We start from the raw sequence: 16,920 nt of genomic DNA, 5'->3' as shown, positions 1-16,920 counted from the left end.
CAGCGATAACAGTTTGAAAAATAGCGGTTGTTTCAGAGCGAAGCGGCCGCTTTTTCTTTTTAAATACATAGGTGCTTTAGTCCCAATGGATTCAGTATCACGATCTCTTTTTTATCGACTGCGATCAATTTCTCCTCTGTCATTTCACTGATTGTGCGTGCTAAAGCCGGACGTGTTACGCCAAAAAGATCAGCCAGTGCCTGCTGGCTTTCTGGAATTATAAAGTGGGTAGAACCTGTGTTTTTTATTTTCTCCAAAAAGAACAGGGCTAGTTTGCTTTTAATCGTGCCAAATTTCAGAAACCGGATTTTATCCGTTAGAAATTGTGTGTGATCTGAAATCATGCGTAAATAGTTGTCTAATATTTTCGCATTTTCTTGCAGGAGCCTGCTAAAGCTTTCTTTTCCGATCGTCAATATCGATAGCGGGGAGATTGCCGTTACGTTGATGGGAAACAGATTATTAGTGGCGTAAATAAAAGCAGGGGCTAGGATATCAGGTGCTTTTAGGATAGCAATAGTTACCATCTTACCCGTCGGATCCGTCATGTCACAACGTACAGAACCTTCAAGAATCATCATTAATGCAGCGCACCGATCCCCTTGCAGTGCTACTATCTCTCCTTTGCTAAAGGTTGTAACAGGTTGATTGTGTAATATTTTTTCCAGATGGTCATTCGGAATGTTTTTGAATAACGGACTTTTGGGTAATTGCTTCATAGTGTAGTGATTGTGTTTTATCATACAAAAATAATGATTCTCTGCAGTTTTTATGATTCGAAATCATAAAATGGATTTTTATACTTCGAAATTGTGCGCTATAAATTTAGGAGTGTAATGTATGTTACAGTTTTTGCCGTTTCGCGTGTACTACTTTTGTGGTCGAAAAAGATGTCAATCTTGAGTTGACACAAAAACCGAGTATTCATTTCTAAATTTTATTATATGTCAATGTTTTGTTATCAATGTCAGGAAGCGGCAAAAAATACCGGATGTACAATTCGCGGCGTTTGCGGAAAGACGGATGAAGTGGCAAATTTACAGGATTTGTTGGTATATGTCTGCAAGGGACTTTCATTTGTGACACTTGAGGCTAAAAAGCAAACAATTAATACAGAAAAAGAGGATAGGTTCATTGTCAAGTCATTGTTTGCAACGATTACCAATGCTAATTTTGATCCGGAAATGTTTGTCAAGTCTATAAAGACAGGTATTGCGTTACGTGATTCATTGAAAAGCAGATTGCAAAATGTTCGGTTTGAGCATGACTCGGTTTTGTGGACAGGCAACGGGAAAGAAGAATTCGAAGCAAAGGCGCTTGAGATAGGGGTTGAATCAACCGATGCCAATGAAGATATCCGTTCCTTGAAACAATATGTCATATATGGCATTAAAGGATTAGCCGCTTACGTTGAACATGCATTTGTGCTTGGTTATGAAGATCGTGATTTATATGTGTTTATTGAAGAATCCCTGGTAATGACTACACGCGAAATGAGCGTGAATAGCATGCTGGATTGGGTATTGAAAACAGGGGAATATGGAGTGAAAGGCATGGCGTTGTTAGATAAGGCAAACACATCGACTTATGGCAATCCTGAAATAACTAAAGTAAAGATTGGGGTAGGGAAGAACCCCGGTATTTTAATCAGTGGGCACGACCTGAAAGAGCTGGAAGATTTGCTGGAACAAACTGAAGGTACCGGCATTGATGTGTACACGCACTCAGAGATGTTGCCAGCCAATGCTTATCCTCAATTCAAAAAATTCAAACATCTGGCAGGAAACTATGGCGGGGCATGGCATCAACAGTTGAAAGATTTTGAAGTATTTAACGGCCCTATCATCTTTACTACCAATTGTTTGGTCCCTCCGCGAAAAGATACGACTTATAATCACCGCGTGTTTACGACAGGTGTTACCGGAATGCCGGAATGGACTCATTTGACAAAGCAATTGCCAAATGGACAAAGGGATTTTTCGGAGGTTATCACCCTGGCAAAGCAATGCCCGCCACCCACACAGCTTGAGAGCGGAGAAATCACTATCGGGTTTGCGCATAACCAGGTGTTACAATTGGCCGATAAGATTCTGGATGCTGTACAATCAGGAGCAATAAAGAAAATGGTAGTGATGTCAGGTTGTGATGCACGTCAGAAATCACGTGAATATTATACCGATTTTGCCCAAAATCTTCCAAAAGATACGGTTATACTGACTTCGGGTTGTGCAAAATACCGCTACAATAAATTAAATCTCGGCGACATTAATGGCATTCCCCGTGTGTTGGATGCCGGTCAATGCAACGATTCCTATTCCTGGGCTGTTGTGGCATTGAAACTGAAGGAAGTCCTGAATCTGAAAGATATCAATGAATTACCGATTGTATTCAATATTGCCTGGTATGAACAAAAGGCGATCATTGTACATTTGGCCTTGTTATACCTTGGAATAAAAGATATGCATATCGGGCCGACATTACCCGCATTTTTTACCCCTAATGTTTTGGCCGTTGCAAAAGAAAAGTTTGGAGTAGAGACGATTACTACCGTCGAAGAAGATATGAAATTATTCGGACTTAATTAAACTGTAAAGCAATGGAAGAGAAAGATATTTTGATCTGTACCTGTAACGAGATTTACAAAAGTACAATCGTCAAAGCCATCAGGGAGAAAGGGTTGAAAACCGTAGAGGAAGTAGGGGAGGAGACCACTGCTGGAACGGTTTGCGGTCAATGCCAGGACGACATTCAGGATATTTTGAACGAACTGAACCTGTAACCTGTTTTGCTTATAAGAGGAGAACCTCTGTGCTTATGCTGTAAGGCATGCATAGAGGTTTTCTATTGCTTTCTCGTTATCCGCCATCACGTATAACACATCCCCATTCATAATTTTAGTAGCCCCGTCGGAGAAGAAGAATTTATTTTTACGCTCAATTAGTGCAATAATGATTGTGTCGGGAAGTTTCAAGTCAACAATTGACTTCCCGATGCAATGGAAGCTTGCATCAACAGGAATTGCTTTATAAATCGATTTGGTTCCCCAAGCCATTTCCAGATCGATCACTGATTTTCTTTTTAAATTCATAGGGACTGTTAGTTTCAGCCATTTTGCAACAAGCGGAAGTGTTGTCCCCTGAATAAGGACAGAAGTGATGGAGATAAAAAAGACTACGTTGAAAATAACAGATGCTTTGCTAACTCCTGCCAGAAGAGGATAAGTAGCCAGCACGATAGGGACTGCACCGCGCAATCCTACCCACGACACAAACAATTTGTCTTTCATATGCATTCTGAAAAAACTCAGGGCCAGAAAAACGCTTAGCGGGCGTGCTATGACAATTAAAAAAGCCGAGATAAGTAATCCTATTCCGAGGTAAGGGATAAGCTGTTTAGGCGTAACTAAAAGGCCTAACGTAATGAACAGGATGATCTGCATAAGCCATGCCTGTCCATCGAAGTGTTTTGTGAGGCTTTTTTTGTGGATAAAGTCAAGGTTACCCAAGACATAGGCAGAAAGATAGACAGCCAGAAAAGCGTTTCCTCCGATAAAATCAGTAAAAGAAAATATGAATAAGACAAATGTGATAAGTAGTACTGAATAGAGCCCTTCAAACTCCAGTTTAATCCAGTTGAAGACTTTATGCATGAGTAATCCCATTCCATACCCAATCACTCCGCCGAGGATCATTTGTTTGAAAAACATGAACAGTAATGTTGACACTGAGGCTTCTTTGTTGGCCAGCAAAAAGGTAAATGAAATGGTTAGAATATAAGCCATTGGGTCATTGCTCCCACTTTCCAGTTCCAATAATGGTTTGAGTTGCCTTTTCAGACCGATGCTGCGGGAACGCAAAATAGAAAATACGGCTGCTGCGTCTGTTGACGAAACAATTGATCCGACCAATAATCCTTCAACGATAGACCAATGAGCTATCCATGCAACGAACAGGCCAACAGACACTGCTGTAATAATGACTCCCAACGTTGAAAGCGAAATCCCATGCCAGAGGACAGGCTGGATGTCTTGCTTCTTTGTTTCCAGACCTCCTGAGAAAAGGATAAAACTAAGTGCAAAAGCTCCAATGAACTTTGCGATTTTCGGATCATTAAACACAATCCCACCTGGTCCGTTTTCGCCCGCCAGCATGCCGATAAATAAGAAAAGCAGCAGGGTAGGGACTCCATATTTGGTGGTATGACTCGCCAATAGACTTGCAAATAACAATATTGACCCCACTAACAATATATTGTCAAGGGTTATGTGGGTAAAATCCCCGAATAAAGTATTTGAAAGGAGTAGCATTAAAGTTGATGTCTATTGTTAATTCTCATTTGTAAGGCTTTGATATTCAGGATGCCGTTTGATATAAGCTTCTGCAAAGGAACAGACAGGAATCACTTTTAGGTTCTTTTCGGAAGCAAATTCCAGCGCTTTTCGGACCAGTGCAGCCCCCATGCCCCGACCTTCGAGTATGTGAGGCACGTAGGTGTGAGTAATGACCATTGTGTCATGATTTAGAAAGTATTCTAAAACAGCCTCTCCTTCGTCAACTTTCAGTTCAAATTGATGTTGTTCTGTGTTATGAAAAATCAAATATTCCATTTATATCTGTTGAGTCGTTTTATTGTTGATCTGATGGATTGAATAATAGAATAAATAATGCGGGGAGAAGACAACTTCAGTAGTTAGCATATGGTAAATTATAGGGAAGTGTCCAGGGAAACATATTGGCTTTTGGATGTTTTGTGACTGGGACCAGAAACCAGGTATATCCAACAATGGATAGCATCTCCGTCCCATTCGGGAGGATACACTACTTCACACCGGCCTGCATTACGGGTAGAAACTTCTTTTTTCAGCAAGGCTTCCTGTTTCGTAGGGTTTGCCAGCACGATACAAATCTTATCCAGCGGTGATATACCTATGAATTCTGACGTATCCACCCATGTCAGTTCCAGCGAGGAAGGGGATAGCCGTACAGCCTTAAGCTGTTCGACGGGAGTCACTGACCCTTCTGCCACGATCAGCTCGGAATAGTCGAAAGTGAAATCGGGGAATGTCCCTTTAACGGCATTGCGCATGGCAACAGATACTACCCTGTTGACGCCACTTGTGGATCCGAAGGTGATTTTGAACAGTTCGCGCATGTATTTTATTTCCTTGTTTATCAGGCCAAATTTAAGACGTTGCGCTTGTTGTTTTTCTGTATTGGGGTTTGATGCCTGCCGGTAGACTTTAATGATGTTGGTGCCGTCTTTCATCACGGCGGAAACCGTGTCTCCAAGCCTTCCCGAGATGGTCCCAAAAGCGAAAGATTTGATGCGTGCCATATAGATCTGTTTTATTAACGATAGATACACCTTTGTTGCTATGAGATAGTTCCCGTTTAGCGAAGCAGGTAATTCTTGTAAAAACACAAAGATAGTATATTTTTTAATAAAATAATGTCTTCCCATTATCAATGTTTTTCCGATGTTATATCGAGGCTATACCGATGTAACACCGAAGGAGAGACGGAGGATGATCGATGGTAAGACGGAGCAAAGAGGGAGGAATGTCGGACGATAGTCGGAAGATTCACGGAGGATTGTCGGACGATCTAAGGTTTGTATTCTTCGATTAAATTTAAAGAACGACACAAAAGAGAGTTATTTTTCTGGTGTAACAGCTATTATTACGGTTACAAATATACATATTTTTTATGAAAATCCAATAGCTGTTTTAAGGGATTGGGGAGGGGAAGAGGTGTTTTTTATTGCTATTTCTTTGTGTATTTCGATATAGCCATTCTTTAATCAGGCATTTTTGATTAATCAACATTCTGTATTCAGGCTCCACGGCAGATTAATGAATAGCTGCATGACTGAGTAACAAAAACTGCACATAACAATGAAAGTTATGCTGTTGACTATGTTTAAACAGCCTTTGTTTTATGCTGCGCTTCAAGATCTTCCTTAGATATATAACAGTCGATAAGTGTTGAAACGTACAAATTTGCTGTTTTTTCTGCGAATCATTTGGTGTGCGTATTCATATTAAAGTTCTGGAATCTGGCAAGACATAATTTTTTTAAGGGTGACTATATAGCTTTTATAACAACAAAAGAAAAAACTGAATACCCATAACGATAAAATAGAGGTGCAGGTGTATCGAATAATTTTTTGTCTATTTTCGTTTTTTCCTGATGATATGACAATAAGAAGAATACAGGCAACAAGTTCATTTATTTGCTATAAAGGGATATATGGAAGCAAAATATAAACATATGCTAAAATATTTATTGTGATTTTTAGCCACTCTATAGTTATTTTGTTACAATATTTTCTACCTTTGCGCTCGTGCTATTTAGTTGTAGTTTCCAGCAAAACCATACCATGAATGAACAAGAAGCACTCCTTTTAGCTCAGCTCAAAGCAGGAAATGATAAGGCGTATCGTTATCTTTTCGACCATTTTTATGTCTCTCTCTGCCGTGTAGCTAATATGTATGTTGAGGATCACTTTACGGCAGAAAATCTGGTTGGAGATTTGATGTTAACACTTTGGGAACAAAGGGAAATTCTTGAAATTCACACTTCGCTTCGGGCCTATCTTTTTACTGCCATTCGCCGTCGATGCCTTAACTATCTGCAAGAAGCTCATGTGACCCGGGAAATATCCCTCTCAGATGATGTCTCGTTCATAGCTTTATCCGAGAGCGATTCAACTCCGTTAGGGACGCTGATTGAAAAAGAGCTGGAAGAGAAAATAGCTTGTTGTGTGTCGGAACTACCGGATGAATGCCGTGCGGTGTTCTTGCTAAGCCGGCAAGAACAACTTTCGTATGATGCTATTGCTACAAAGCTTAGTATTTCTCCCAATACAGTGCACTATCACATAAAAAATGCTCTTGCTACTTTGCGAAGGCAGTTGAAAGAGTATTTGCCAATCCTTATTTTTATCATTGCTTTGTCCCTGCTTTAGATTATCAGCCAGAGGAAATGTTAAATCTTTTTGCAAGAGAAATTTTAACATTTTGAGGCTACCCTTTCTTTTTTATTACTTGTCTATCTTAATAACAGCTGGTATATGAATCAAACTTTTGAAAACGACGAACGGATTGATGATTTAATTGTTGATTATTTGAGTCATCAATGTACTGTAGGTGATGAGAGAGAGCTCCAGGCGTGGCTTGCTCTTTCAGAAGGGAATCGTCGTTATTTTATTGAAATACAGGATATTTGGAATAGCTCTGGAATAGACGACAAGTCTTTTTTTAATAAAGATGCAGCTTACCGTCGATTCAAAGAACGGATAGTCTGGGCACAACGGGCAGAAAAGAGACAAAATTATCATCACATTTCCATTCTTTTACGCGTTGCTGTCGCAGTCCTTGTCTTTGTAACAGGCAGTCTGAGTTATTATGCTATTAATAGTTATTTGATTCAACATAATACGAAACAATATGCAATTTATGTCCCCTATGGAGCAAAAACAAGAGTCGTTTTGCCTGATCACAGTGTAGTGTGGCTTAATGCGGGAAGTACGTTGCAGTACGGGCAGAACTTTGGGCAAAAAAGTCGTCAGGTGGCATTGGTAGGAGAGGGTTATTTTGAGATAGCTCATAATCCTGCCATGCCTTTTACGGTAAAGGCAAACGAAGCATCCATAAGAGATTTAGGAACAAAATTTGATGTGAAAGCGTATCCTGAAGACAGTCATTTGAGTGTAACACTTTTACGCGGGTCAATTCAACTGACAACCATTTATCATCCCGAACATCCTCTACTGTTGAAACCGAACGAATTGGCTGTGATTGATAAAAGAAACAAAGGAATTGAAATTAAACGTGTTGATGCAAGTGAAGCGGCTGCCTGGACAGAAGGAAAAATTGTTTTTGACGAAGAATATTTTGGACAGATCATTCGCCGATTGGAACGGGACTATAATGTTGTCATTGATATAAGAGATCCACAACTATACCATTTGCGTTTTTACGGCGATTTTAGCCAGGCGCAAAGCATTCAGGAGATTCTAAATGTCATGACTGCAAATAAAGAATTTCATTATACTATGGCCCAAAATCATATTACGATCTACCAATAGTTGGTAGATGAAGTGCAATTTTTTAATCTTAATTCTATACGCCTATGAAAAACAGGTCTTAACCCTCCTTACAAAAGAAACCGAAATATGTTGCAGCATATCCCGATTTCATTTCAGACAAAAACGTTTGGTGTTCGTGTTTATCTAATTGTTCCTGCAAAGATACAACAACTTTCTGACATTTAGATCAACATTCATTTTTATGGTCTTGCCTGTCCGGGATATTCGGACAGAAATCACTGATTTTTTCGGTCCACAAAGAACCGGGAGCAAGTGGTTTGTACATTACCTATTTGTTCAATTTGAATTATTGATGGAACAAACATGACTTATAACCTAACAAAGGGAATAAATGCATGTAAGTTTCATGCGGGCTATTAAACTCAAAATTAATTACGTATGAAAAAGATCAGGTACATTCTGTTTTTGTTGGCCCTTTTTATGGCAACTGCCGCTTTCAGCCAACAAAAGAAGGTGACGCTTTCACTTAAAAATGTTACAGTGAAAACCGCCTTAGAAGCATTGAAAGCACAAAGTGGGTTATCCTATTGGCTTAATACCAATGATGTGAACTTACAAAAGATTGTTTCTGTTAACCTTAAGAACAAAACGGTGGAAGATGCGCTGAAGGAAATTCTTAAAGGACAAGATGTTCGTTATCAAATAACAAACGATCATATTGTCATTTCGAAAACATCCCGAAGCCCTGAACCTAAACATGAAACTTCTCCATCATCATCGGGAGAGATGCGAAAGATTGTTGGGACAGTAACCGATGAGAAAGGGCAAGCTTTACCAGGTGTTACAATTACAATAAAAGGGACTACCAAAGGTACAATAACAGATACAAATGGTAATTACGTTCTTCCAAGCGTTTCTTCAAATGCAATGTTGGATTTTTCTTTTGTTGGCATGCAAAGCAGAGATGTAAATGTTGGGAATAGTGATGTTATCAATGTAGCATTAAATGAAGCAGCTACTAATTTAAATGAGGTGGTAGTAATCGGTTATGGTACAGAGCAATGTAAAAGTGTTGTTGGTGCTGTTGATCAGATTTCATCTAGCAAAATTGAAGATCGCCCAGTGAGTAATCTAACTCAAGCATTGCAAGGGGCATCTCCTAATCTCACGATTCAACAAACCAGTATGGACCCAACGAATAACCAAATGAATATAAATATTCGTGGCATCAGTACTATGAATAATAATGACCCATTGGTTGTTATAGATGGGTTGGTTACAAACCTGAGCAGCCTGAATGAATTAAATCCTTCTGATGTTGCAAACATTTCTATTTTGAAAGATGCCGGTAGTGCGGCAATATATGGGTCTCGTTCATCGAATGGTGTGATTCTGGTTACAACAAAAAAGGGGATGCTTGATTCTAAGCCTGTCATTCGTATGTCTTCATTGGTTGGGATACAAAGCCCTGATGTCTTGTATAGGCCTGTGGCTGGATATGAAAATGCAATACTTAAAGATGAGGCAGCATATAATACAGGAAATCCACTCCCATACTCTCCAGCGCAAATACAAGACTTGCAGAAAAATGGAGCGAATAGCAAATGGTTTTTGAATCAAATATTGCAAAATGCCTTGCAACAGAATTATGACTTTAGTATAAGTGGAGGTAGTCAAAATTCAACATATAGAGTCTCAGCAAGTTTTGTAAATGAGCCCAGCAATTTTGTGTCAGGTAATTTTGGAACTTATGGTATGAAACGGTATAATTTCAGGACTAACCTTGTTAATCAATATGGAAGATTCAAACTGACAACAATTATGTCATATGCACGTTCAGAAACAAATGCTCCAAATGGTAGCGTAGGGAATTTGATAGCTGATGGGAGACGTATTCCTAATTATTATTATTATCAACAACAAGCACCTAATGGGCATTTTTTGATTAATGACGTTTTGTCTGAGTTCACCCCATTGGGCACCCTTGAAGCAGCTGGTTTTAATAAATATGATCTAGATTACATAAACGGAAGCATTGCTGGTGAGCTGAAGATTACTCATGGATTGACAGCCAAAGCAATGGTAGGCCTTGATTTATATGCAAATCATAGGTATAGTAGAAGTTTACAAGTGCCATATTACGCTAGTGATACTGCAACAACACCTTCAATTTATCAAAATATTGGAGGACAAACCAGTGATTGGAATCAGAAGGATTATATGATTAATACACAATTTTTGTTAGATTACGACCAAGTATTTAATAAGTTACACCATGTGAGTGGTCTGTTGGGTGTGTCTAATGAGTCACATTCTACTTATTCTAATGATATATGGATGAATTATGTAGATCCTGAGCTTGGAACTCCTACCTCGCAAACTGCATTAGCTGGAAATATAGGAGGAGATACTTCGCCAATGGGGACTACACTGACTGACATAGAATCGTTGTTTGGTAGGGTGTCATACTCATATAATGATAAATATTACGGGCAGGTAAGCTTTCGTTATGATGGCTCATCTAATTTTGCAAAGGGTCATCGTTGGGGTTTCTTTCCTTCCGTTTCTGCTGGATGGAGAATCTCTGAGGAGTCTTTTATGAATTCATATAAGTCCAATATTGGTGATTTAAAAATTCGAGGATCATATGGAATATTAGGCAACCAGAATATTGGTGCTTATAATTACCTTACAACTTATACTACATATAACAACACTTACGCATTCAATGGTACCTCTGTAAGTGGAACGGGATTTCAGCTTGGGAACCCACTGATTAGTTGGGAGCAATCCGCTAATTTTAATATTGGGTTTGATGCAACCTTTTTGAATAATAAGTTGTATGCGTCTGCTGATTATTTTAATAAAGTGACATCCGGAATTTTACTCAGTCCTGTGAATCCATCTGTTTTGGGAACATCTGTTGGAATGCAAAATTCAGGAAAGATGCGAGATTATGGATGGGAACTGACTGTTGGGTATCATGCTACTACCGGAGAATTCAAGCATAATGTGAGCCTTAATATTGCTGATTCGCAAAACAAGGTATTGGACTTTACGGGGAATGAACTCATTCACTCAGGAGATGCTGATATGTCTGATATTATACGGGTTGGAGCGCCATTTGCTTCCTATTTTGGATACAAAACTGTCGGTTATTTTAAAAGCTATGCTGATATCCAAAATAGTGCTTTACCGGTTGGCATCAATGCTTCGCAGTTGGCCCCTGGCGATGTCAAATATGTAGATATTAATCATGATGGTGTGATAGACAGCAAGGATCGTCAAATATTGGGAAATGCTTTCCCTCGTTACACTTTTGGAGTAACTTACGACCTTAATTGGAAAGGATTTGATCTCAGCATGCTGATTCAAGGTGTGGGTAAAAGAACAATGTTTTTACGCGGAGAATTGCTTGAGCCTTACCAAGGAAATTATGGGTACACCATGTATCAACATCAATTAGATTTTTGGACTCCTACCAATACCGATGCAAGATGGCCACGGCTTGCGACTCCAGGAACGACATCAGATGTAAACAATTATGGGTATAGTTCGCAAGTACATGTACTCAATGCTGCTTATATACGACTGAAAAATATCGAAATAGGATATACTATCCCAAAAAAGATTACAAGTCGGCTTGAAATAAAAACATTGCATGTAAGTATAAATGCCCAAAATCTATTGACCCTTTCTCCTCTCACATTTTATGACCCTGAGTCCACCGAATTTGGGAATAATATGGGTGGTACCGGTGGTACCGGAGCTAACAGCGGACGTTCTTATCCTGTGCTAAAGTATATTGGGCTTGGGCTGAACTTAGAACTTTAAAACTGTACTTATTATGAAATACAAATTTATAAAATATCATATTGGAATCCTTTCAGTAATTCTCATGATTCTTACATCTTGTAATAATTTGAATCAAATTCCAACGGGCGAATTTACGGATGATACGTATTGGTATTCGGCTGATAAGGCATCTTATGTCTTAAATATGGCTTATAGTCAAATGATGAGTGCAAGCTATTTTTTTGCTAATGAAGCTTTGGCGGATAATATTTATTCAACCCGAACATGTGATGAAAAACTTATTTCATCAGGGATTGCAAATGCCACAACTGGGCGTTTTGCAAACGAATGGTCTGATTGCTATGCTGGCATAAGAACGTGCAATACTTTTCTTGAAAACGTAGATCGAGTTCCAGAAATGGACAATACACTCAAAGCCAGAATGAAAGCGGAAGCACGTTTTATTAGAGCTTATCTCTTTTTTCGACTCACTACATGGTATGGAGACGTGCCTCTTTTTGACAAAAACCTTACTGTTCCAGAAACTCAAACAATTGCTCGGTCTTCGCATGCAGATGTACTTAAATTTGTGCGTGCTGAATTGGATACCGCGGCAATATCACTGCCCGCTTCATATACCGGAGCAGATATTGGTCGCATTACTTCAGGTGCTTGCATTGCATTGAAAGCACGGACATATTTGTATGAAAATGATTGGGCGAATGTAGCTTCTACTTGTCAACAAATAATAAACAGTCAAGAATATTCATTATTCCCTAACTATGCCGGATTGTTTTCTATTGCCAACGAACATAACTCAGAAATAATTTTGGATGTAGAATATGTGCCTACATTGCGAACATGGAGTGAATACTATGATTTTGCTCCTCCTTCTGCCGGTAGGCGAGTAAATCAACAATCTCCAACTCAAGAGTTAGTTAATAGTTATTTAATGGTAAATGGGGATTCTATTAATGAACCGGGTTCAGGGTATGATGAAAGTAACCCTTATGTTAATCGTGATCCAAGACTTGCCGCAACTGTACTATTTGATGGCGGCCAATGGACAATGCCCGATGGGACAAATTTAACAATTAAAATTAAACCTGGAAGTGGAACAATAGATACATATGATCCAAATAGCTTGAATAATTCATTAACAGGTTATTATATGAAGAAATACTATGATCCAACTTATACCGGAAGTTTTAATTCTGGTCTAAACTTAATTTTAATTCGCTATGCTGATGTGTTGTTGATGTATGCGGAAGCTGAAAACGAATTAGGGAAAATGGATCAAACTATTTGGGATGAAACGATCAAGCCAATTCGCGTGCGTGCAGGATTTACTGATACCAATGCTCTGAATTATAACACGAACTGGACGCAGTCAGATTTGAGAAAGATCATACGCAATGAACGCCGCTGTGAATTAGCGCTCGAAGGATTACGAATATTTGATATTCGTCGTTGGAAAACAGCTCAAGATGTTTTAAATGGTTATCCTCATGGGGCACAATATGGCTCTTCTTCGGTTGACAACGGATATATTCGTCTTGATAAGCGTTCTTTCAATCCTAATCGTGATTATTTATTTGCCGTTCCTCAATCTCAAATAGATTTAGATTCAAAATTGACACAAAATCCAGGGTATTAATTAGACGAATTCAAAACAATCAATAATATACTTATTATGAAAACATCAATTATTAAAGTAGCTATTCTCATTTGCACAATCATATCGTTTGCGAGTTGTAAGAATGAAGATACAATGAAAAACTTGAACGTGGCTCCAGTACAAACGCTTTATGATCCTGTCAATAATGCATCCGTTGTATTGCAAGCATCTGCTACCGCTAGTGTTTATTTTGATTGGCAACCTGCTCTTTCTGAAGATGGTGCTTTAACATTATATCAGGTAGCTTTTGATACAATAGGAGGTAATTTTTCCAAACCTCTTTATGTAATAACATCTGATAATAACGGAGCTAACACACAAGTATCCATAACACATAAACAACTTAACCAGATTGCAGCACTTGCAGGTATTGCTTCATCTGCTACGGGAAAATTAATTTGGACAGTTTTTGCTTCGAAAGGCATTAATCAAAAAATTGCCACTGCAATAGACACTCTCGAAGTTACTCGATTAGCTGGTTTTGCTAATGTACCAAATAGTGTATATATCACAGGGGCTGGAACAGAAGGAGGAAGCGACTTGTCAAAAGCAAGTGACATGAAATCAATATCAAATGGTGTTTATGAAATATATACAAAATTAGTTGCTGGTCAACCGTACTATTTTACAGATGCAAATGTAGGCAATCCAAGAACATTCTATATTGATTCAAAAGCAATATTGCAGGAAGGGAAATCAACATCTACTGTTTCTACAACTGGCGTTTATCGTATTGATTTAGATTTTACCACGGGAGGATCAACTATGGTTCAAATTACAAAATGGGAGTTTTATTTCTGCCCATTAGATCAATTCCAATTTGCACTTACTTATGTTGGGAATGGAGTTTGGACAGCAACGAACGAACCTATCAATTTCGATCAGCAAAGTTGGGGACTAGACCAACGTTACAAATTCAGAATGACATATGTTGATAATAGTGGCACCCAGGCCTACGAATGGTGGGGAGCTCCTGCAAGTGTAGATTCTGCTCCAACTGGAGTTGCTAGTTATTATTATTTGTATCCTGCTGATGATAGCCAATGGAATGATAAATTCAAATTTGCCGATGAAATGAATGGTGCTTTAGTAAATATGAGCGTGATTATGAGTGCCAGCGGCCCATATACACACTCGGTTACAAAAGTGGGAATGCAATAATAAATAAATCCGTTGTTTGAGTAGTATTTAGGGAATGCTACTCAAACAATAATTTAATAAATCAATTATGAAAAAACTTTTTATTATATACATTGCCTCTATTGCATTGTTATCTTCTTGTAGTGACAATTATAACAATATTGTTATTTCAAATGATGGGTATGCTATTGATTGGAATGCTGCTGCAGATAGCAGTACTGCGAGTCTTATTACCAATTTCTGGAATCCTACAACTCACTACTTCAATGACGCAACAAGTGGGAGTAATTTTCAATATTGGCCACAAGCTCATGGGTTGGATGTTTTGGTAGATGCATATCTCCGCACAAACGATGCTAAATACAAAACCTATTTTGATCAATGGTATACAGGTGTACAAGTTGGGAATGGAGGGTCATTTCTTAATTATTTTTATGATGACATGGAATGGAATGCATTGGCATTGCTTAGAACGTACACTGCAACAAAAGATGATAAATTCAAAACTGCTGCACAAACAGTTTGGACTGATATTCAAACAGGGTGGAACAGTAATGGCGGAGGTGGAATTTCTTGGAATAAAGGTTCATTGTGGAGCAAAAATGCTTGTTCTAATGGACCAGCATGTATTTTAGCAGCACGCCTTTATGAACAATTCGGTAATGTTTCAGATAAAGACTGGGCTTTAAAAATATACAATTGGGAAAAGAGCACATTATTTGATCCTTCAACAGGAGCTATTAATGATAATCTTAATGCTCAGACAGGTGTAATAAGTAACTATACATCTACTTATAATCAAGGTACGTTTATTGGTTCTGCAGTAGAATTATATAACATTACGAATGATAAATCTTATTTGAATGATGCGATAAAGGCTGCTAATTATACGATAAACAATCTTACAAGTAATCGAATCCTTAATACAGAAGGAACTGGTGATCTAGCTTTATTTAAAGGGATATTTATTCGTTATCTTACAGAACTTATTCAAAATCCCGGGTTAGATAGTGCGACAAAAGAGCATTTTGTCCTTTTCTTAAAATACAATGCAAACGAATTATGGCGTAGCGGTACAAATAAGCAATATGTTACCTTTACTTCAGATTGGACTACTGCTCCTTATTTTCTTTCAGATACTGAATTGAAGGCTCAAGAGAGTGGTTGTATGTTAATTGAAGCTGCCGCATTATTGGATAAGGCAGGATATTTTAAATAGTTTGTAAAACGATTTGATATTCGTATGGTTTTTTAGATCGATCAATTGTAAAATTCCCATATACTAATTATGGGCATTGTATATGCTGGATCTCTAATTTTAGAATGAGAATTTTTATATTCAAATTTGAGAGAGATCCAGCTTTTTATAGTAATATTTATTTTTATACAGCTAAATATGCTTATACATTATGAAAATAAAATATGTATTTTTAATTCCGATTTTTATTTTATTTCTGGGAGAAACTCTTCATGGACAAGATTGGGCAAACTTAACCCGGTATCGCACGGAAAATAGCGCACTTGGAGCATTAAAACCACATGACACACGTGTTGTTTTTATGGGGAATTCTATTACAGATCTTTGGATTAAAGCTTACCCGGATTTTTTTGCTGAACATGGCTATTTAGATCGTGGTATAAGTGGACAGACAACGCCACAAATGCTTCTAAGGTTTCGGGCTGATGTAATAGATTTACATCCAAAAGTTGTCGTCATTTTAGCAGGAACTAATGATATTGCAGGAAACACAGGCCCTTCAACATTAGGTATGATAGAAGATAACATAGCTTCTATGTGTGAATTAGCCAAGATTCATCATATTAAGGTTGTTCTCTCATCATTGCTTCCGGTTTATGATTATCCATGGCATAAGGGGCTCCATCCGGACAAGAAGATTATAGCACTTAACCAATGGATTAAGCAATATGCAACATCCAATAAATTTGTTTATCTGGATTATTTTTCTGCTTTAGTTGATCATAAAGATGGGTTTAAATCCCAATACACTATTGATGGCGTTCATCCCAATAAGGCAGGGTACAAGATTATGATGCCGCTGGCAGAAAAGGCTATTTTGAAGGCTCTGTCCCAGAGATAATAATTTTGTCGGATTATTCCCCGATATGGAGGGAAAAGAGGATAAAATAGCCCGATTGGAATATTTAAAGATGAGGGAAGGGTTAAGTTGCCATAACAGTCAAATTGTGATAAATTCTACCATATAATATTTTAAGACAAAAGAATCAATAAATACACT

General features: G+C 38.2%; 13 protein-coding genes. 9 read left to right on the top strand and 4 right to left on the bottom strand.

Translation table 11 applies throughout. The features are described 5' to 3' along the window. Positions 1-59 precede the first annotated feature (59 nt). Positions 60-719 carry a Crp/Fnr family transcriptional regulator gene (locus FHX64_RS13710; RefSeq protein WP_183414403.1) on the bottom strand — a complete coding sequence of 220 codons (660 nt, stop codon included), beginning with the start codon at positions 717-719 and terminating at the stop codon, positions 60-62. A 231-nt stretch (positions 720-950) separates the two neighbouring features. Between FHX64_RS13710 and hcp the strand changes: the two genes are divergently transcribed. After that, a complete protein-coding gene (gene hcp / locus FHX64_RS13705; RefSeq protein ID WP_183414549.1) occupies positions 951-2,585 on the top strand; it encodes a hydroxylamine reductase in 1,635 nt (544 codons plus the stop codon). 11 nt (positions 2,586-2,596) lie between these two features. Continuing rightward, positions 2,597-2,779, top strand: coding sequence for a (2Fe-2S)-binding protein (locus FHX64_RS13700; protein WP_183414402.1), 183 nt, complete (start codon positions 2,597-2,599; stop codon positions 2,777-2,779). A gap of 33 nt (positions 2,780-2,812) precedes the next feature. Here FHX64_RS13700 and FHX64_RS13695 read toward each other — a convergent pair whose 3' ends face one another. From FHX64_RS13695 to FHX64_RS13685, 3 genes are all read right to left on the bottom strand, one after another. After that, positions 2,813-4,306 (bottom strand): potassium/proton antiporter, encoded by a 1,494-nt coding sequence (locus FHX64_RS13695; RefSeq protein ID WP_183414401.1) that lies wholly within the window; start codon positions 4,304-4,306, stop codon positions 2,813-2,815. 18 nt (positions 4,307-4,324) lie between these two features. Then, complete coding sequence (locus FHX64_RS13690; RefSeq protein ID WP_246392493.1) at positions 4,325-4,606, bottom strand: GNAT family N-acetyltransferase; 282 nt, start codon at positions 4,604-4,606, stop codon at positions 4,325-4,327. 98 nt (positions 4,607-4,704) lie between these two features. Beyond that, positions 4,705-5,334 (bottom strand): DUF6266 family protein, encoded by a 630-nt coding sequence (locus FHX64_RS13685; RefSeq protein WP_183414400.1) that lies wholly within the window; start codon positions 5,332-5,334, stop codon positions 4,705-4,707. A gap of 1,044 nt (positions 5,335-6,378) precedes the next feature. On the opposite strand from FHX64_RS13685, the gene FHX64_RS13680 reads away from it, so the two are divergent. The 7 genes from FHX64_RS13680 to FHX64_RS13650 all read left to right on the top strand — a co-directional run bounded on the left by FHX64_RS13680 (position 6,379) and on the right by FHX64_RS13650 (position 16,761). Further along, positions 6,379-6,966 carry an RNA polymerase sigma-70 factor gene (locus FHX64_RS13680; protein ID WP_183414399.1) on the top strand — a complete coding sequence of 196 codons (588 nt, stop codon included), beginning with the start codon at positions 6,379-6,381 and terminating at the stop codon, positions 6,964-6,966. Between the two features lie 105 nt (positions 6,967-7,071). Further along, entirely contained in the window at positions 7,072-8,088 is a 1,017-nt protein-coding gene (locus FHX64_RS13675) for a FecR family protein (RefSeq protein ID WP_183414398.1), read from the top strand. A gap of 399 nt (positions 8,089-8,487) precedes the next feature. Further along, entirely contained in the window at positions 8,488-11,883 is a 3,396-nt protein-coding gene (locus FHX64_RS13670) for a TonB-dependent receptor (protein WP_183414397.1), read from the top strand. Between the two features lie 13 nt (positions 11,884-11,896). Further along, on the top strand, positions 11,897-13,501 hold the full coding sequence (locus tag FHX64_RS13665; protein WP_183414396.1) for a RagB/SusD family nutrient uptake outer membrane protein: 1,605 nt from the start codon (positions 11,897-11,899) through the stop codon (positions 13,499-13,501). A gap of 36 nt (positions 13,502-13,537) precedes the next feature. Next, on the top strand, positions 13,538-14,683 hold the full coding sequence (locus FHX64_RS13660) for a SusE domain-containing protein (RefSeq protein ID WP_183414395.1): 1,146 nt from the start codon (positions 13,538-13,540) through the stop codon (positions 14,681-14,683). 67 nt (positions 14,684-14,750) lie between these two features. Beyond that, positions 14,751-15,881: a glycoside hydrolase family 76 protein gene (locus tag FHX64_RS13655; RefSeq protein ID WP_183414394.1), complete on the top strand. Its 1,131-nt coding sequence runs from the start codon at positions 14,751-14,753 to the stop codon at positions 15,879-15,881. A 190-nt stretch (positions 15,882-16,071) separates the two neighbouring features. Next, positions 16,072-16,761 (top strand): SGNH/GDSL hydrolase family protein, encoded by a 690-nt coding sequence (locus FHX64_RS13650; protein ID WP_183414393.1) that lies wholly within the window; start codon positions 16,072-16,074, stop codon positions 16,759-16,761. Positions 16,762-16,920: the final 159 nt, after the last annotated feature.

The organism is Microbacter margulisiae (assembly GCF_014192515.1).
In the GTDB taxonomy this organism is placed as follows: Bacteria; Bacteroidota; Bacteroidia; order Bacteroidales; family Paludibacteraceae; genus Microbacter; species Microbacter margulisiae.
Note: the sequence above shows the minus strand (reverse complement) of the source record. Positions and strands in the feature narration are given on the sequence as shown.